The organism is Kocuria sp. UBA5001 (assembly GCF_002398425.1).
Lineage (GTDB): Bacteria > Actinomycetota > Actinomycetes > Actinomycetales > Micrococcaceae > Kocuria > Kocuria salsicia.
The window spans coordinates 1-16,537 of record NZ_DGYR01000017.1 but is presented as its reverse complement, the minus strand read 5'-3'; the positions used below and the strand labels follow the sequence as shown (position 1 = coordinate 16,537).

Here is a 16,537-nt window from a genome sequence, read left to right as displayed (position 1 = left end):
CCAGGCCGGTCCGCCCCGGTCCCGGGCATTTCGCGTCCGTTCACAGGACGTGGACCCGAGCCCACCAGATCAACAGCATCGTGACCAGGAAGCCGGTCGCGTAGTTCAACCACAGGAACGTCTTCCATCCGGCGTTGGCCCGGGCTGAGTCCTCGTCCGTGACGCCCCGGAAGCGCCACGCGTCGACCAGGTACGGCACCGCGAGCAGCGCCGCGAGCTGACCCGGCCACTGGGTGAGCAGCATCAGGGCACCGGAGAGCGCGTAGAGGCCCGCCGCGAGCCACACCGTGGGGCGGGCTCCGAGCACGGTGGCCACGGATGCCAGCCCGCCCTCACGGTCCGGAACCACGTCCTGCACCGCCCCGAACATCTGCGAGGCCATGCCCCACAGGAAGAAGCCCACGAGCACCGCCCACAGCCCCGCCGTGAACTCCGCCCGTGCGAGCACCAGCCCGTAGACGGCGGGCGAGACGAAGTGGGTCGCGGAGGTCATCGCGTCCACGAACGGGCGCTCCTTGAAGCGCAGTCCCGCCCACGAGTACGCGACCACCGCGAACAGACTCACGGCCAGTACCAGCACGGACAGCACGTTCCCGGTCGCGATCCCGTACCCGGCCAGCACAGCGACGAATGGCACCGGCAGCAGGCACGCCGCCCGCAGCACGCCGCGCTGCGCGGAGCGGTCCACCACCGCGCCCTCCACACCGCCCTTGCGGGGGTTGCGCAGGTCCGACTCGTAGTCGAAGACGTCGTTGATGCCGTACATCGCCAGGTTGTAGGGCACCAGGAAGAACACGGTCCCGAGCGCCACCAGCCACCAGGGCAGACCGCCCGTCAGCAGCACGGCCGCGGCGAACGGATAGGCGGTGTTCACCCAGCTGAGCGGGCGCGAGGCCCAGAACAGCGTCCTCAGCACGGTCCGTTCCTTCCGTCGTTGGAATTGCCGCTGCGCCTGCCCCCGAGCAGCAGCCACAGCGCCGGCAGCAGCAGCACGCCGGCCACCGGATAGGCGAAGTCCTCCAGGGGGGCGAGCCCGATCTGCACCCCGGAGATGTTGCGGTCCGTGTACGTCATGATCCCGGAGGCGATCATGACGTTGTCGAAAACGGCGGTGAGCACCACGAGCAGCGCCGCGGAGGCCGCGAGCGCCCCCCAGAACCGGGCGGGTGGACGCCGCACGAGCGCCGTTGCCAGCAGAACGACCGCCGCCATCCCCAGGAAGACCGCATTCACACCCCAGTACGTCATGCCCGCCTCCCCGCGTGGGCCGCGCCGGTGCGGGCCCGCAGCCACCGCCACAGCACGGGCGCGCCGAGCACGTAGACCATGGTCTGGTAGCAGAGGAACGCGAGGAAGAAGACCTCTTCCAGGGGCAGCTCGGGAGCCACGAAGATCCCCAGGGTCAGGGAGTTCTCCCCGTGCCAGAACAGTCCGTTGGCGATCCCCACCAGGTCCCAGGCGAGGAAGAACACCACCCCGGTGACCAGCACGAGCCAGGCCCGCATCGGGTGCCCGGACCAGAAGTACAGGTTCCAGCGCCGGTCGATGAGCGCGAAGCAGCCCAGGAGGACGAGCAGCAGGAACAGGTACATCAGCGCGCCCCGCTCTCCCGCACGGCGTCCCGCACCACCTCGGAGGAGATCAGGCACATGGGTACGCCGATCCCCGGGCGCACCGAGGAACCGGCGTAGAACAGCCCCCGGATCCCGCGGTCGGTGACGCCGGGACGGAACATCGCGGACTGCGTCAGAACGTGCCCCGGGCCCAGCAGGGAGCCGCGCCATGCATTGACGGCCACCGCGAAGTCCTCGGGCCCGTAGGTCCTGCGCACCACGATCCGCGAGGCCAGGTCCGGGATGTCCGCCCAACGCGCGAGCTGCGCGATGGCGGCGTCGGCGACCCGCTCCACCTGCGCGGAACCGGGCTCGTCGACGCCCGGTGCGGTGGTTCCACCGTGGCCCCACTCGAGCGCCGCGGGCGAGGGCACCAGGATGAAGAGGTTCTCGTCCCCCTCGGGCGCGGTGCCCGGATCCGTCGCCGACGTCATGGACACGTAGATCGAGGTCTCCTCCGCGAGGTCCGCACCGGACTCGATGCGCCCGAAGTTCTCGTCCCAGTCCGCGGTGAACAGCAGGTTGTGGTGGGCCAGCTGCGGCAGCTTCCCGCGCACGCCGAGGCACACGAGCACCCCGGAGGGCCCGGGATCGCGGCGTTTCCAGCGGGACTCCGGCGCGCGGAACGGACCCGGCAGCAGGCGGGTCTGGAGGTGGTGCAGGTCCGCGGCGCCGACGACGACGTCCGCGGGCACGGTGACCTCCGCACCGGCGACGACGCCGTCCGGGTCCGTGCCCGGCGCCGTGCGGTAGGTGACGCCCGTGACCGTGCCTGCGGTGCGACGTCGTGCCCGGGCGGCAGCCAACCGGGAACGCGGCGACCGCGGTTCGGGAGCCACCTCGATGCCGGTCACGGTGACCCCCGTGACGATCTCCACGCCGGCCGCGCGCACGAGCCGCTCCATGGCGTCCACCATGACGGCGAATCCACCCATCGGATACTGCACGCCGTCGGTGAGGTCCAGGTGGCTCATGAGGTGGTACATGGCCGGGGCGGAGCCGGGGGACGCCCCCAGGAAGACGGCGGGATAGCCCAGGATCTGGCGCTGCCGCGGCTCGGGAAAACGCCGCGCGACGTAGTTCTTCATGGACGTGCCCAGCAGCGTTGCCAACCGCGGGAGGTTGCGGAGCACCTCCGGGCGCACGAGGTCCAGCGGGTGCGCGAAGTCCGTGTAGAGGAAGTGCTTCTTGGCGAGCTCGTAGACCTGCGCGCCCGAGTCCAGGTAGGCGCGCAGCGCGCTGGAGGACCCCGGGTCGAGGCTGTCGAACAGCTCCTGCGCGTGGCCGGTGACCACGTCCGTGGGCGGTTCCGTCAGGTGGTCCTCGAAGAAGACGCGGTAGCCCGGGTCCAGCCGGCGCAGGTCCAGCTGCTCGGCGGCGCTCGTGCCCATCAGGGTGAACCAGCGGTCGATCACCTCGGGCATGAGGTACCAGCTGGGTCCGGTGTCGAACGTGAAGCCCTCCGCGGACCACCGCCCGGAGCGGCCACCGACCGTGTCCTGCTGCTCGAGCAGGGTGACGCTGCGCCCGTCCCGGGCGAGCAGGCCCGCCGTGGCCAGGCCCGCGAAGCCGCCGCCGATCACCACCGTGCGCGTCATCGGGTGGCCCCCGTCCCGGAGGTTTCGGGCATGGTCGCCGGCACCGGTGGCCCCGACTCAGGGGCTCGGCCCCGCCCGTGCGAGCCCGTGCGCGCGGTGACGGACAGCGCTCTCGCGGCAATCCGCAGCTTCACCCCGGCGGGCACGCTGATGCGCCGTCGTGTGAGCTCCGCCGCGGGCACCTCCTCGATCCGCCGTGCGAGCTCACGGAACAGTCCGTGCGCGATCAGCACCGCCCGCCCGGCACGGTGGTCCAGCGCGAGGATCCCGGGCACGGCGGCATCCAGGTCCGCGCCGAGGTCCGCGAGCAGCAGCTGCTTGCGGGTCTCGTCCAGGTGGGAGGGGTCCGCGCCGGGGAAGTAGGTGCGTCCGAGCTGGTCGTGGTCCGCGCCGAGGTCCCGCAGGAAGTTGACCTTCTGGAACGCGGCGCCCAGCCGGCGGGCCGTGGCGCGCAGCATCTCCCGCTGCTCCGAGGTCTGGGCGCGGGTGCCGGGCATGTCCATGAAGACCTCCAGGCACATCAGCCCCACCACCTCCGCCGAGCCGTAGATGTAGGACTCCAGCGAGGCGCCGTCGTGCTCGGCCACATCCAGGTCCGCCCGCATGGACGCGAAGAACGGCCCGGTCAGCTCGGTGCCAAAGCCGTGGCGGCGGGCGACGTCCGCGAAGCCGTGGACCACCAGGTCCGTCGAGAAGCCCGTGGCGAGCGCGGAGGCCACCTCGGCCTCGTACGCGTCGAGCGCCGCGCGCACCCGGTCCGGGCCGAGACCCGCCGCTCCGGCCGTTCCGTCCACCACCTCGTCCGCCACGCGCACGAGCGCGTAGATCCCGGCGACGTCCCGGCGCACCACAGGCGGCAGGGTGCGGCACGCGAGCGAGAAGGAGGTGGAGTAGCGCCCGATCACCGCACCTGAGGCCGCCAGCGCGGTGGCGGTGTAGAGGCTCAGCGGCGCGTCGGCCGGTGCGTCCTGGGGCATGGTGGGGGTCCTCACTACGAGTCTCTGTTCAGGACGTGGTGGCACAGCGCGTCGAGCTCCGCGCGCTGGGCAGCGGGAAGCGGGAGCTCGTCCAGGGTCGCTCGGGCCCGGTCCACGAGATCCGTGGCCAGCGCCACGGCTGCCTCCTGCGCTCCCGACGTCGTCAGGACAGCCCGCGCAGAGCCCACCGAGGCGCGCCCTGCCGCGAGCTCTGCGAGGACGTCCCGCACCGCGGGGTTCCGCATTCCGTGGGCGGTCAGCACGGTGGCCTTGCCCGAGGTGAGGTCGGCGTCCACCGACTTGCCAGTGAGCTCGGGGTCGCCGAAGGTTCCCAGGACGTCGTCGACGACCTGGTACCCCACACCGAGCAGGGCACCCGCGTGAGCCAGCCGGCGGGCCTGGTCCGGGGGAGCCCCTCCGAGCAGGGCCCCTGCCCGCAGCGGTGCCTCGAACGAGTACGTGGCGGTCTTCAGCCGCTCCATGTCCAGGATGTCCTGGACGCCCGGATGCTGCGCGCCGTAGCGGTGCAGCGAGAGGAGGAGATCGTCCAGCTCCCCCGCCGCGGACGCGGTCACTGCCTCGAAGACCACGTCCGCCACGGCGCGGGCCCGCCCCGGGTCGTCGGTGCACGTGGTCGCCAGCCGCAGCGCACCCGCCAGGAGCAGGTCTCCCGCAAGGATCGCGGCGGACTCCCCCGCGTGCTCGGCCTCGCGCTCAGGGGCCCCCGCCTGCACCGCGTCGCGACGGAAGAGCTCGCCCACCGTGGGCCTCCCGCGCCGGCGCCAGTCCCGGTCCACGACGTCGTCGTGCACGATCAGCGCGGCGTGCAGCATCTCGAACGATGCGGCGAGCCGCACGCACTCGGCCCCGTGGCCGACGTCATCGCTCTGCTCACCGGCGAACGCGCGCCACGCGATGTGCGTCAGGCGGGGCCGGATCAGTTTGCCGCCCAGCACCTGGTGCCGGATGCGATCCCACATCACGGGGAAGCCGGGGCTGGAGGGGACCCTGTTGCGCGGTGAGTCGAAGAACTCGCCCAGCTCCCGGTCGACGGCCGCGCGGAACAGGTCCCAGACCGCGGTGGGGTCGGCCGCGGTGCCCGCCTCTGCGGTCATGAACGCTCCTCCCTGGCACGGTGCGCGCCCCGTGTGGCGCCGCCTGTGTCGGCCGGGCGTTCCCGCAGTCCCGCCAGGTAGTCCTCCATGCGGTCGGCGGTGCCGGTGAGGAACTGAAGGACGGCCCCGCGGCCGGACTCGTCCAGCCGCGCAAGCTCCTCCTCGACCATGTCCATCATGGGCACCACGTGCTCCCGCACCTGCTCGCGGGAGCCGGACACGGCCCGCACGGTCATGCGGCGACGGTCCTCTCCGTGCGGTTCACGCACCACGTGCCCGGCCCGGGCGAGCCGGTCCACCACGGCCGTGGCGGAGGCGGTGGTGATGTGCAGGGCGTGGGCCAGGTCGGTGGGCCCCATCGGACTCCGCATGAGCAGGGCCATGGCGGAGTAGTCGGTCTCCTTCAGGCCCATGAGACGGCGGATCTGGTACCCGATCTCCTCGTTCAGCCGCACCAGCCGACGCAGCGCCCGCGACTGCGGGCTCACGCTCGCACTCCACGCTCCGGTCTCCGTCACCCGGTGACTCCCGCCTCGTAATTACTAGAAATTCTAGTAACCATCATGCTGGACAGCGGCGGGACCTGTCCAACCCCGGGCAGGGTCACCCGAGCTGGCGCAGGGCCCGCACCACCCCACCCCCGTATCCGCCGCCGAACCGGATGGCGTGCACGAGCAGCGGGGGCAGCTGGTACCACGGCACCCGCTGCTGCCAGCCGTCCGCCAGGGGGTAGGCGTCGTCGTACGCGGTGAAGCACTCCCTGCCGAAACCGCCGAAGAGCTGCATCATCGCGAGGTCGTACTCGCGGCCCCCGTAGAACGAGGACGGGTCGATCAGCCAGTTCGCGCCGGAGGCGTCCACCACCCGGTTGCCGGCCCACAGGTCCCCGTGCAGCAGGCTCGGCGGCTCCGCGGGACCGGCCAGCTCCTCCGCCCGGGGCGCGAGCTCCGCCAGCAGGCCCGACGCCGCGGGGTCCAGGTTCCCGGCGTCCACCGCCGCGCGCACCAGCGGCTCAATCCGGCGCACCAGCAGGAACTCGGCCCAGTCGTCGGTGGGCGTCAGATCCGTGGGCGAGGAGCCGATGCGCTCGGGCAGGTCCGGGGCCAGCCACCCCACGTGCGGTGCGTGCGCGCGGTGGATCGCGGCGAGGCCGACCCCGAAGCCGCGCTCGGTGGCCTCGGTCCGGGCGCCCGCGCCCTCGTCGATCCACTCCAGCGCGAGCGCACCGTCCGAGACGTGCAGCACGCGCGGCACACGGATCTCTTCCGGCGCCACGGCGCGCAGGGCCTCCAGGCCCCTCGCCTCGAGGGGGAGCACTCCCGCCGGGGCGTTCGGCATCGTCTTCACGAACACGGGCCCGCCCGGCGTCTCCACGCGGAAGGCGTTCGCGCTGTCACCGCCGCTGAGCGGCTGGGCGGTCTCCGCCCGCAGCTCCGTCACGAGGTCCGGGGGCAGCTGGTCGATGTGAGTCATGGTTTCTGTCTAGCACTGCGCGCGGGGCTGCGTCACCGCGCGGGGCAGGACGGTCGGGCAGGACCCGGCGACCTCAGCCCGCGACGAGGGCTTCATGGTGAACGACTCCGGCACCGGGAGCAGCCGGGCCCGGAAGAGATCGCTCTGCAGGAATTCCTGGGTCTCGTCCGCCATGTCCACCTGGTCGTTGGTTCCGCCCTCCTGGGTGCCCTCGAACGAGACCACGGTGCCGTCCCCGCGGCTCACGTAGCCGAAGAGCCGGTCCGCGCCGGTCGCGGACGTCACCGCGTACACGTTCGCCATGTTCACGCCCACCGACTGGCCGGGGAACGGCCCCACGCCGACGGCCAGCGGATGGCCCTGGGCGCCCAGCGCGTCCGGGAGGGTTCCCACCGTGGCCGGATTCTGGGGCGTCACGGGGCTCGCGATCTGGCCGTCCGGACGGATCGAGAGCGTGAACATCCGGACTCCGCTCTCGTCGTTGACGCCCCACGCGGGAATCTCGGCGGTCGAGGTGCTCAGCGCGGTCACGCTCCAGTCGCCCGGGTAGTCGAACGAGATGGTGCCGTCCGGGGTCGTGAATGTCTGGGTGAGAGCCACCGTCGTGCCCACGAACGTCCCCTCGCTCGCGGCAGCGGACGGGCTCGCGGTACCCTCACCGACGGGCCCACCGTGCGACCCGCGCCCTCTCGGCTCCGTCTCAGCCCAGCTGCGCCCGAACCCCGGCGAGGTAGATGTCCACCCCGGCGAGGAACTGTTCGCGGTCGTCATGCTGCGCGAAGCCGCGGGCAATCGTGTTCAGGAACGGGAACTCGTGGGCGTCCAGGGCGAGCCAGGCGTCCGCGAACTCCTGCAGGTGCTCCTCCTGGCTCACCCCCTCCTCCAGGAACGCGGCCGGCATCTCGCGGATCTCGGCGCCGCTGCCCACCACGAAGGACAGCAGCCCGCTGGCGGCGTTGAAGCACTGCGCGCTCGTGAGCTGCATCCGCATGAACTGCTGGCCCATCGCCTCGAAGATGCGCAGGGAGTTGGGCTGCATGGTGGTGTCGCGCAGCAGGTACGCCCCGGCCCACTCGTGCGCCTGCAGGGTGTCGAACAGGGTGGCAGAGAGTGTTCGCAGCACCTCGAACGGGTCCTCCCGCACGTCGACGCCACTCAGGACGTCCGCGAGGATCGCGTTGGTCGCGCGGTCGAGCAGCTCATCGCGCCCGGTCACGTAGTGGTAGATCGCCCCCACACCCGTCTCCATGCGGGCCGCGAGCGCCCGGAAGGTCAGGGCGTCCTGGCCCGCCTCGTCGAGCAGCGCCACGGAGGCATCGACCACGGCGGGCAGGGAGAGGGCTGGCCGGCTCCCCCTGGGGCGGCCGCGGGTGCGCTTGGACTCGGGTGCTGGACTCATGGATTGCACTTTACCGAACCCCGTTCTAATATCGCAGCAGGTTGAAATTAGAACCATGTTCGAGAAAGGCTCACGCCATGTCCCACACCACCTTCGAGCCGGTGACCTCCCCCTCGCGGGAGAGCGCTCCGGCCACGATCGTCGGCAAGACGATCAGCCAGGCCTGGCTGCCGTTCGCAGCCCTGTGCCTCTGCTTCTTCGTCGAGATGGTGGACAACACCGTCCTGACCATCGCCCTGCCCACCATGGGCCGGGACCTGCACGCCTCCACCACCCAGCTGCAGTGGGTCACCGGCGCGTACTCGCTGATGTTCGGCTCCCTGCTGCTCACCTCCGGCTCCCTCGCGGACCGCTTCGGCCGACGCCGCGTGCTCACCGTGGGCCTCGCCGGTTTCGGCCTGGTCTCCGCCCTGGTCTGGCTGGTCCAGGACGCGGGCCAGCTGATCGCGCTGCGCGCCGTCATGGGCATGTTCGCCGCGTGCATGGCACCGGTGACCATGTCCCTGGTCTTCCGCCTGTTCGACGACGAGAAGGTGCGGATGCGCGCCATCTCGATCATGGTCATCATCGGCATGAGCGCGATGGCACTGGGCCCGGTCGTGGCCGGCGGCGCCCTGGAGTCCGTGAGCTGGCACTGGCTGCTGTTCGTCAACACCCCGATTGCCGCCTTCGCGATCCTCGGGCTGCTGTACGGGGTGCCCAAGGACACCGCCGAGGACCTGCACACCACGCCCCTGGACCTCCCCGCCGCACTGGCCACCATGGCCGCCATGGGCCTCGGCTGCTACGCACTGACCAGCGGCGTCGACAACGGGTGGACGTCTCCCGTCACCCTCGCCTGCTTCGTGGGAGCGGCCCTCGCCGTCGTCGTGTTCATCGCCCGGGAGCGCGGCGCCGCGCACCCCATGATCGACCTCGCCGTCCTCACGCGCCCCACCGTGCGCGGCGCCGCACTGGCCCAGCTCGGCAGCTCCGTGGCCATGATGGCGGCGATGTTCATGCTGATCCTGCACTTCCAGTACGCCCTGGGCTGGTCCCCCATGAAGGCCGGTCTCGGCAACCTGCCGTTCGTGGTCATGATGATCATCTCGAGCCCCATCTCCGAGAAGCTGATCGCGAGGTTCGGTCACCGCGTCACCTGCATGATCGCCACCGCGAGCGTGGTCCTCGGCACCCTGGTGCTGGCCTTCGGGGTGGAACACGGCTACTGGGTGCTCGCCGCCGGCATGGGCCTGATGGCCATGGGCCTGCGCATCATCATGACCGTGTGCGCCGTGGCGCTGATCGAGGCCATGCCCGAGGACCAGACCTCCATGGGCACCGCGCTCAACGACGTCAGCCAGGAGCTCGGCAACTCGCTCGGCACCGCCGTGGTGGGCACCATCCTCGCCGCGCTCGTGGCCAGGACCCTGCCGGACGGTCTGTGGTCCGCGGACTTCCTGGAGTCCTTCTTCCACGGCGAGCGCGTCATCTACCTGGTGGTCGCCGTGCTGGTGGCCGTGATCAGCGGCTACGGCTCTGCACCACGCTCACCAACTCCCACGCCGCGGACGAGCACTGAGCCCCGCCCCGCTGCGCCCGGCGTGCGACCTCCCGTTGCACGCCGGGCGCACGCCCGTCTGCCCCTTGACGGCCACGGTGTGAGCCGTGCTACGCTCTCGAACAACAAAGGATCAAGAGTCCCGGTATAAAGCTCTGGCTAGCCGGGCGGCAACCCTCCTGCTGTAGTGGGGTGCCCCAGATGACGATCCGGCCGTTGCGCAACCGCGTAATGGCAAGTACGGCGCTCGGAACTGGACCTCCGGCGTCAACGTCGGAGGTTTTTTCACATGTCCGCACCGTCGCTCGCACCGCAGCAGACCCCGGCCCGGCAGCAGGCCCCGGTGGCTGACCCGCCCACGGGCACGTCCTGGCTCGTGCGCCGCCCCCGGCGTTCCACGCTCGTGTCCTTCGAGGTGTTCCCGCCCCGCCCGGACGCGGACCCGGACACCGTGTGGTCCCACATCGACGCCATGGCCCAGGCCGGTCCGGACTTCTTCTCGGTCACACACGGGCACTCCGCTGGCACGGGTGTCTCCCGGGAGGCACTGCGCCACCTGCGCCGCACCACGAGCACCCCCGTGATGGCCCACTTCACGTGCGGCGGCACGGACCGCGCGGGCCTGGAACGCTCCGTGGAGCAGCTGCTCGACGACGGTGTTCGCGACCTCCTCGCGCTGCGCGGGGACCCGCCGCTGGGCAGCGGGCAGTGGGAGACTCCCCGTGGCGGGCTCGGCCGCGCCTCGGAACTGGTCTCGCTCATCCGTGACGTCGAGCGGCGCCGCTTCGGAGACGGCTACCGCCCCGGGACCCGGCCGCTGTCGGTGTCCGTGGCATGCTACCCCTCCCCCGCCCGTGGCCGGGACTTCGAGGCGGACCTGGCGTCCCTGTGGGAGAAGCAGGAGGCCGGCGCGGACTACGCGATCACCCAGGTGCTCTACGAGCCCGAGGACTACGCCCGCTTCCTGGAGCGCGCCCGCTCGGAGGGCATTCACATCCCGGTGGTCGCCGGGCTGATGCCGCTGAGCAACCCGCAGCGGTTGCGGCGGATGACAGAGATCACCGGCGTGGCCGTGCCGAAGCGGCTCACCGACTTCCTGGCGGCGGGCACCCCGGACGAGCTGCGCCGCCGCGGGATCGCCGCCACGCTCTCACTGATCGACGACCTGCTGGACCTCGGCTGCGCGGGCTTCCACCTCTACACGTTCAACCGCCCGGACGCCGCTCTGACCATCCTGGAGCACCTGCGCGTGCGGGACGCCGCCCGCGAGTACCGGGGCCGCAGCCCGGCCTCCTGAGCCGACGCCGCGGCGTCGCCGTCATCCTCCCGCCGCACCTCTCCCACTCCCTCAGGCCCCGCTCCGCGAGCCCACCCGCCCGCGGTCGCGGTATCGCACACCCTTTTCCCGCCCGCACCGGGCAGCCCAGCCCCGCACGTCACGCAGCAGGGCGGCAACCCGGCCCCGTCAGCACCACAGACGATCACCACCGACCGAAGCATCCACGCCACCAGGCATCGCATCCACCAGAGATTCACGAAGGAGTTCCCATGACTGCTCGACCCACCACCCCGTTCCCCACCGCCACCGTTCTCGGCTATCCCCGCATCGGCCCGGACCGCGAGCTGAAGAAGGCGCTCGAGGCGTACTGGGGCGATCCGGTCCAGCACCCTGCCCAGACAGTGCTGGACACGCTCGCCGCACTGCGGGAACGCACCACCTCCCGGCTCACGGGGCTCGGCCTGAGCGCCCCGGCCGCGGTGCCCTCCGAGGGCTTCGCCGTGGACCACGTGCTCGACACCGCCCTGGCCCTGGGTGCGGTCCCCGCCCGCTTCGCGGCGGACGGCTACCGTCCCGCCGCCCCGGACACCCCGCGCGGCATCGAACTGGTGACGGCACTGTCCCGCGGGACGGACCACCTCGAACCGCTCGAACTGACCAAGTGGTTCGACACCAACTACCACTACTACGTGCCGGAGATCGGCCCGGACACCCCCCTGAGTGCGCACCCCGAGAGTCTGGTGCAGCGTTTCGCCGCCACACTCGCGGCCACGGGCACGGTCACCCGCCCCGTCCTGGTGGGGCCGCTGAGCCTGCTGCTGCTCTCTCGTCCCGAGACCACGGACGACTCCGGCGTCCGCCCCCTGGACCGGCTCGAGGACGTCGTGGCCCTCTACACCACCCTGCTCTCCGCTCTCGCGGACGCCGGAATCCCGTGGGTGCAGCTGGACGAGCCCGCCCTCGCTGCGGACGGGTGGCAGCTGCCGCGCGCCGAGCTCGTGGCCGCTCTGGAGACCGTCTACGCGCGGCTGAGCTACCCCGCCCACCGGCCGCAGATCCTCGTGACCGTCGGCTACGGGGACGCCGGCGAGGACGCGCAGCTCGCCCTGGCCCGTACGGACGTGGACGCCCTGGCCGTGGACCTGGACCGCGGCGACGTCCCCGGCGAGGCCGCCCTGCGGGCGTGGGGCGAGCGCCCGGTCGTGGCCGGCGTGGTCGGCGGCCGCACCGTGTGGCGCACGGACCTCGCACGGGCCGTCCAGAAGCTGGACCTGCTGCGCTCCCGTGCCCACGGACCGGTGGCCGTGGGCACGGCGACGCCGCTGCTGCACGTGCCGCACGACGCCGCCCGCGAGACCGGGCTGGACCCGGCCGTGCGCGCCTGGGTGGCGTTCGCGGACCAGAAGGTCGGCGAGGTCGTGGAACTGGCGCGCGGCGTGGAGCAGGGATGGGAGACGGTGGCCGAGACGCTGCGCCACGACGCCGCCGTGCGCGAGGCCCGCGCGAACCACCCCGCCACGCACCGAGCAGAGGTCCGCGAGCGCACCGCCGCCGTGCGGGACACTGACCGCCGCCGGGACACCGCCGAGGCCCGCCGCGCCGCGCAGCACGAGCGGTTGCAGCTGCCCGTACTGCCCACCACGACCATCGGCTCCTTCCCCCAGACCGCGGAGGTCCGCACGGCCCGCGCCGAGCACCGCGCCGGGCGCATCACGGACGCGCAGTACACCGCGCGGATCCGGGAGGAGATCGCCCACACGGTGCGCGCGCAGGAGGAACTGGGCCTGGACGTGCTCGTGCACGGGGAGGCGGAGCGCAACGACATGGTGCAGTACTTCGCGGAGGCCCTGGACGGCTTCGCAACCACCCGCCACGGCTGGGTGCAGTCCTACGGCTCACGGTGCACGCGCCCCTCGATCCTGTTCGGTGACGTCTCCCGACCCGCGCCCATCACGGTGGACTGGACCTCCTACGCGGCGTCCCTGTCCGAGCGGCCCGTCAAGGGAATGCTCACGGGCCCGGTGACGATCCTCGCGTGGTCCTTCGTGCGCGACGACGCCCCCGCCGCGGAGGTCGCGGACCAGGTGGCGCTGGCACTGCGGGACGAGATCACGGACCTGGAGGCTGCCGGGACCGCGATCATCCAGGTGGACGAACCCGCCCTGCGTGAGCTGCTTCCGCTGCGTGAGGCGGACCGTCCGGAGTACCTGGACTGGTCCGTGGGGTCCTTCCGCCTGGCCACGGGCGGGGCGGCCACGGACACGCAGATCCACACGCACCTGTGCTACTCGGAGTTCGAGACGGTGCTGGGCGCGATCGACGGTCTGGACGCGGACGTCACCACCTTGGAGGCCTCCCGGTCCGGTTCGGGCATCGTGGATGGGCTCGCCGCCGCGGACTTCCCGCGGGATGTGGGTCCCGGCGTGTGGGACATCCACTCCCCGCGCGTTCCCACCTTCGAGGAGGTCGCCCAGCGCGTGCGCCACGCCGCCCACTCGATCGGCGCCGAGCGCGTGTGGGTCAACCCGGACTGCGGCCTGAAGACCCGCGGCTGGACGGAGACGGAGGCCGCCCTGGACCGGCTGGTGGCCGCGGCCGTCACGGTCCGCGGGGAGCTCGCGCGAGAGGGCGACGCCCCTGCCGACGCCGCCGCACGGGCCGTCCCCGGGGCGGGTCGCCCGGGTACCGAGCACCACGGGGACCCGCAGCACGACACCGACCGCGCCCGTTCGACCCACGCGGCGCCGGCCAGCGCGAGGGTCGGCGCCCCGAAGCGCTGACCCCGGGCCCGGCCCACGAAGCACACCGAGCACGATCCGCGGCCCCGCATCCCTCCGGGGCGGGGCCGCGCGGCACCGAGAAACGGAGAACGTCTTGAGCGACACCACAGCTCGCGCCCCGCTGGGGACGCCAATCGTCCAGCCCATCCACCACAGCGCGGCGTACGCGTTCGACTCCCTCGCGGAGGCCCGCGCGGTGTTCGCGCAGCGGGCCGGTGGGTTCACGTACGCGCGGACCGGCAACCCGAACGTTGCCGCGCTGGAGGCCGAGATCACTCGGCTCGAGCACGGAGAGTGCGCGGTGGCCACAGCATCCGGGCAGGCGGCGCTGGCGCTCGCGCTGCTGGCGCTGACCGGTCCCGCGGAGGACGCGCACGCCGTCGTGTCCTCGCGGATCTACGGCGGCAGCGTGGACCTGCTCACGGACACCCTCGCGGACACCGGACTCGAGGTGACCTTCGCGGACCCCCGGAACCCGCAGGAGTGGGAGGACGCGCTGCGGCAGGGGACCCGGGTGTTCCTGCTGGAGTCCATTGCGAACCCACTGACGGAGCTGCCCGAGCTCGAGACCATCGCGGAGATCGCCCACCGCCACGGTGCCGTGGTGATCGTGGACAACACCGTGGCCACTCCACACCTGTACACCCCCGCGGAGCACGGCGCGGACTTCGTGGTTCACTCGGCCACCAAGTACCTCTCCGGTCACGGCGGACCGCTCGGCGGTCTGCTCGTGGACGCCGGGCGCTTCGATCCCACCCGGGACCCGGAGCGCTGGCCGTGGCTCACCGAGCGGCAGCACCGGTGGGGCGACCGCTCCGCCGTGGAGGTCTACGGAGCGAAGCGTGCGCTGCTGGGCGTGGCCCGGTGCAAGTACCTCAACGACCTCGGCCCGTGCATGGGCGCCACCACCGCGCACGAGATCCTGCAGGGCATCACGACGCTCGGGGTCCGTGTGGAGCGCCAGTCCGCCACCGCGCAGCGGCTCGCAGCCACACTGTCCGAGCATCCGGCCGTGGCGCACGTGCACCACCCTCGTCACAACGGCCCACGCCAGGCCGAGCTGCTCGAGACCGGCGGCTACCGCGGTGCGGGCGGCGTGTTCTCCGTGGAGCTGCACGGAACCCCCGAGCAGGTGGAGCAGGCGGTGGATGCCCTGCGGCTCATCAAGCTGGCGGCCAACATCGGGGACGTCCGCACCCTCGTGGCGCACCCCGCAAGCATGACCCACTGCCGTCTCACCCCCGAGCAGTTCGCGGCGAGCGGCATCACCGAGAACACTCTGCGCTTCACCGTGGGGCTGGAGGACGAGGCGGACCTCACCGCGGATCTCTTCCAGGCCCTGTCCGTGATCGCCCCGGCCGAGGCGCCGCACGCGCACGCGTGACCGCGCGGCGTCGCCACCCCACCCGTATTCTTCAATCCGCAATAGGAGGACACCATGACCCGCCACGGACTCGCCACGCGCGCCATCCACGACGGCCAGCAGCCCGACCCGACCACCGGCGCGGTGGTCCCACCCATCTACCAGACGTCTACATTCGCCCAGGACGGCGTCAACGAGTTCCGCACCGGCGGCCACGAGTACAGCCGCGGCTCCAACCCCACGCGCAACGGCTTCGAGGAGCAGCTCGCCTCGCTGGAGCAGGGGACGCGGGCGTTCGCGTTCGCCTCCGGGATGGCCGCGGAGGACGCGCTGCTGCGAGCCGTCCTCGCGCCGGGCGACCACGTGGTCCTCGCCTCGGACGTCTACGGCGGCACTTTCCGTCTGGTCGACCAGGTGCTCTCGGGCTGGGGGATCGAGCACAGTTTCGTCCCCTCCGCCTCCGCCGACGACGCCGCCGCCTCGATTCGCCCCGAGCGCACCCGGGTGCTGTGGCTGGAGACCCCGTCGAACCCACTGCTGAGCGTGGCGGACATTGCCGCCTGGGCGCGGGTCGCCGACGACGCCGGTGCCCTCCTCGTCGTGGACAACACCTTTGCCACACCCGCCCTCCAGAACCCCCTGGCCCTGGGAGCCCACGCCGTGATCCACTCGACCACCAAGTACGTGGGCGGGCACTCGGACGTGCTCGGCGGTGCGGTCGTCGTGGGGGACGCGCAGTGGAAGGGCAAGCCCCTCGCCGAGGCAATCGCCTTCCAGCAGTTCGCCTGCGGAGCGGTGGCCGGCCCGTTCGACTCGTTCCTGGCCGCCCGAGGACTCAAAACGCTGCCGCTGCGCATGGAGCGGCACTGCACCAATGCGCTCGCTGTGGCCCGCTTCCTGGAGGCGAGGGAGGACGTTCTCGAGGTGAACTACCCGGGGTTGGAGAGCCACCCGCAACACGCACTCGCCGCGCGCACGTTGAACGGCGGCTTCGGGGGGATCATCTCGTTCCGACCTGCCCGTGGGGTGGCCGCCGCCCAGGAGTTTGCGAAGGCATCCGAGCTGTACAGCCTGTCGGTGAGCCTCGGCGGGGTGGAGTCGCTCGTGTGCGTGCCCCACGGCATGACCCACGCGTCCCGGGTGGGGACCCCGTACGAGGTTCCCGAGGACCTGGTGCGCCTGTCGGTGGGAATCGAGACGCTGGACGACCATCTGGAAGATCTGGATCGGGCCCTGGCAACCGCTGCCCGGGTTGCCGGTGCCAACCAGCCGACCACTGAACCGCACGGTGCTTGCGCGTCACACGAGGTCCATACCCCGACCACCGTCGACCCCTCCGGGGTTCCTGTCAGTGCCGGGACCGGCCTGTAACAACAGTCCCCCCAGAGGATGATGAAGGG

15 protein-coding genes and 1 riboswitch are annotated in these 16,537 nt (G+C 72.0%); of the genes, 5 read left to right on the top strand and 10 right to left on the bottom strand.

Annotated features, from left to right (window positions below; translation table 11 throughout):
- Positions 1–40 precede the first annotated feature (40 nt).
- The 10 genes from B3G12_RS10350 to B3G12_RS10305 form a co-directional block, all read right to left on the bottom strand.
- Entirely contained in the window at positions 41–916 is an 876-nt protein-coding gene (locus tag B3G12_RS10350; protein WP_144943146.1) for a prenyltransferase, read from the bottom strand.
- Entirely contained in the window at positions 910–1,248 is a 339-nt protein-coding gene (locus tag B3G12_RS10345) for a lycopene cyclase domain-containing protein (protein ID WP_055082509.1), read from the bottom strand. Before B3G12_RS10345 ends, B3G12_RS10350 begins: the two co-directional genes overlap by 7 nt.
- Positions 1,245–1,592: a lycopene cyclase domain-containing protein gene (locus B3G12_RS10340; protein WP_055082511.1), complete on the bottom strand. Its 348-nt coding sequence runs from the start codon at positions 1,590–1,592 to the stop codon at positions 1,245–1,247. Before B3G12_RS10340 ends, B3G12_RS10345 begins: the two co-directional genes overlap by 4 nt.
- Entirely contained in the window at positions 1,592–3,211 is a 1,620-nt protein-coding gene (crtI, locus tag B3G12_RS10335) for a phytoene desaturase family protein (protein ID WP_290500224.1), read from the bottom strand. Before crtI ends, B3G12_RS10340 begins: the two co-directional genes overlap by 1 nt.
- Positions 3,208–4,188 (bottom strand): phytoene/squalene synthase family protein, encoded by a 981-nt coding sequence (locus tag B3G12_RS10330; RefSeq protein WP_144943144.1) that lies wholly within the window; start codon positions 4,186–4,188, stop codon positions 3,208–3,210. Before B3G12_RS10330 ends, crtI begins: the two co-directional genes overlap by 4 nt.
- A gap of 14 nt (positions 4,189–4,202) precedes the next feature.
- On the bottom strand, positions 4,203–5,303 hold the full coding sequence (locus B3G12_RS10325; protein ID WP_145011004.1) for a polyprenyl synthetase family protein: 1,101 nt from the start codon (positions 5,301–5,303) through the stop codon (positions 4,203–4,205).
- The gene (locus B3G12_RS10320) at positions 5,300–5,791 is read right to left on the bottom strand and encodes a MarR family winged helix-turn-helix transcriptional regulator (protein ID WP_244944826.1); all 492 of its coding nucleotides are present in this window, start codon (positions 5,789–5,791) and stop codon (positions 5,300–5,302) included. Before B3G12_RS10320 ends, B3G12_RS10325 begins: the two co-directional genes overlap by 4 nt.
- A 115-nt stretch (positions 5,792–5,906) precedes the next feature.
- A complete protein-coding gene (locus tag B3G12_RS10315; protein ID WP_144943141.1) occupies positions 5,907–6,776 on the bottom strand; it encodes a fructosamine kinase family protein in 870 nt (289 codons plus the stop codon).
- Between the two features lie 9 nt (positions 6,777–6,785).
- The gene (locus B3G12_RS10310; protein ID WP_145011001.1) at positions 6,786–7,388 is read right to left on the bottom strand and encodes a hypothetical protein; all 603 of its coding nucleotides are present in this window, start codon (positions 7,386–7,388) and stop codon (positions 6,786–6,788) included.
- Between the two features lie 88 nt (positions 7,389–7,476).
- Positions 7,477–8,175, bottom strand: a complete 699-nt coding sequence (locus B3G12_RS10305) for a TetR/AcrR family transcriptional regulator (protein ID WP_290500222.1) — start codon at positions 8,173–8,175, stop codon at positions 7,477–7,479.
- A gap of 77 nt (positions 8,176–8,252) precedes the next feature.
- Here B3G12_RS10305 and B3G12_RS10300 point away from each other — a divergent pair, with 77 nt between their 5' ends.
- The 5 genes from B3G12_RS10300 (at position 8,253) to B3G12_RS10280 (ending at position 16,508) form a co-directional block, all read left to right on the top strand.
- The gene (locus tag B3G12_RS10300) at positions 8,253–9,866 is read left to right on the top strand and encodes an MFS transporter (RefSeq protein WP_290500220.1); all 1,614 of its coding nucleotides are present in this window, start codon (positions 8,253–8,255) and stop codon (positions 9,864–9,866) included.
- Positions 9,847–9,962, top strand: a riboswitch (SAM riboswitch). Its footprint overlaps the gene before it by 20 nt.
- 42 nt (positions 9,963–10,004) lie before the next feature.
- Positions 10,005–11,012 carry a methylenetetrahydrofolate reductase gene (locus B3G12_RS10295; RefSeq protein ID WP_244944825.1) on the top strand — a complete coding sequence of 336 codons (1,008 nt, stop codon included), beginning with the start codon at positions 10,005–10,007 and terminating at the stop codon, positions 11,010–11,012.
- A gap of 251 nt (positions 11,013–11,263) precedes the next feature.
- Positions 11,264–13,774, top strand: coding sequence for a 5-methyltetrahydropteroyltriglutamate--homocysteine S-methyltransferase (gene metE / locus B3G12_RS10290; RefSeq protein ID WP_290500217.1), 2,511 nt, complete (start codon positions 11,264–11,266; stop codon positions 13,772–13,774).
- A gap of 94 nt (positions 13,775–13,868) precedes the next feature.
- Positions 13,869–15,158 carry an aminotransferase class V-fold PLP-dependent enzyme gene (locus tag B3G12_RS10285; RefSeq protein ID WP_144943138.1) on the top strand — a complete coding sequence of 430 codons (1,290 nt, stop codon included), beginning with the start codon at positions 13,869–13,871 and terminating at the stop codon, positions 15,156–15,158.
- 54 nt (positions 15,159–15,212) lie between these two features.
- A complete protein-coding gene (locus B3G12_RS10280) occupies positions 15,213–16,508 on the top strand; it encodes a cystathionine gamma-synthase (RefSeq protein ID WP_290500215.1) in 1,296 nt (431 codons plus the stop codon).
- The last annotated feature ends 29 nt before the right edge of the window (positions 16,509–16,537 follow it).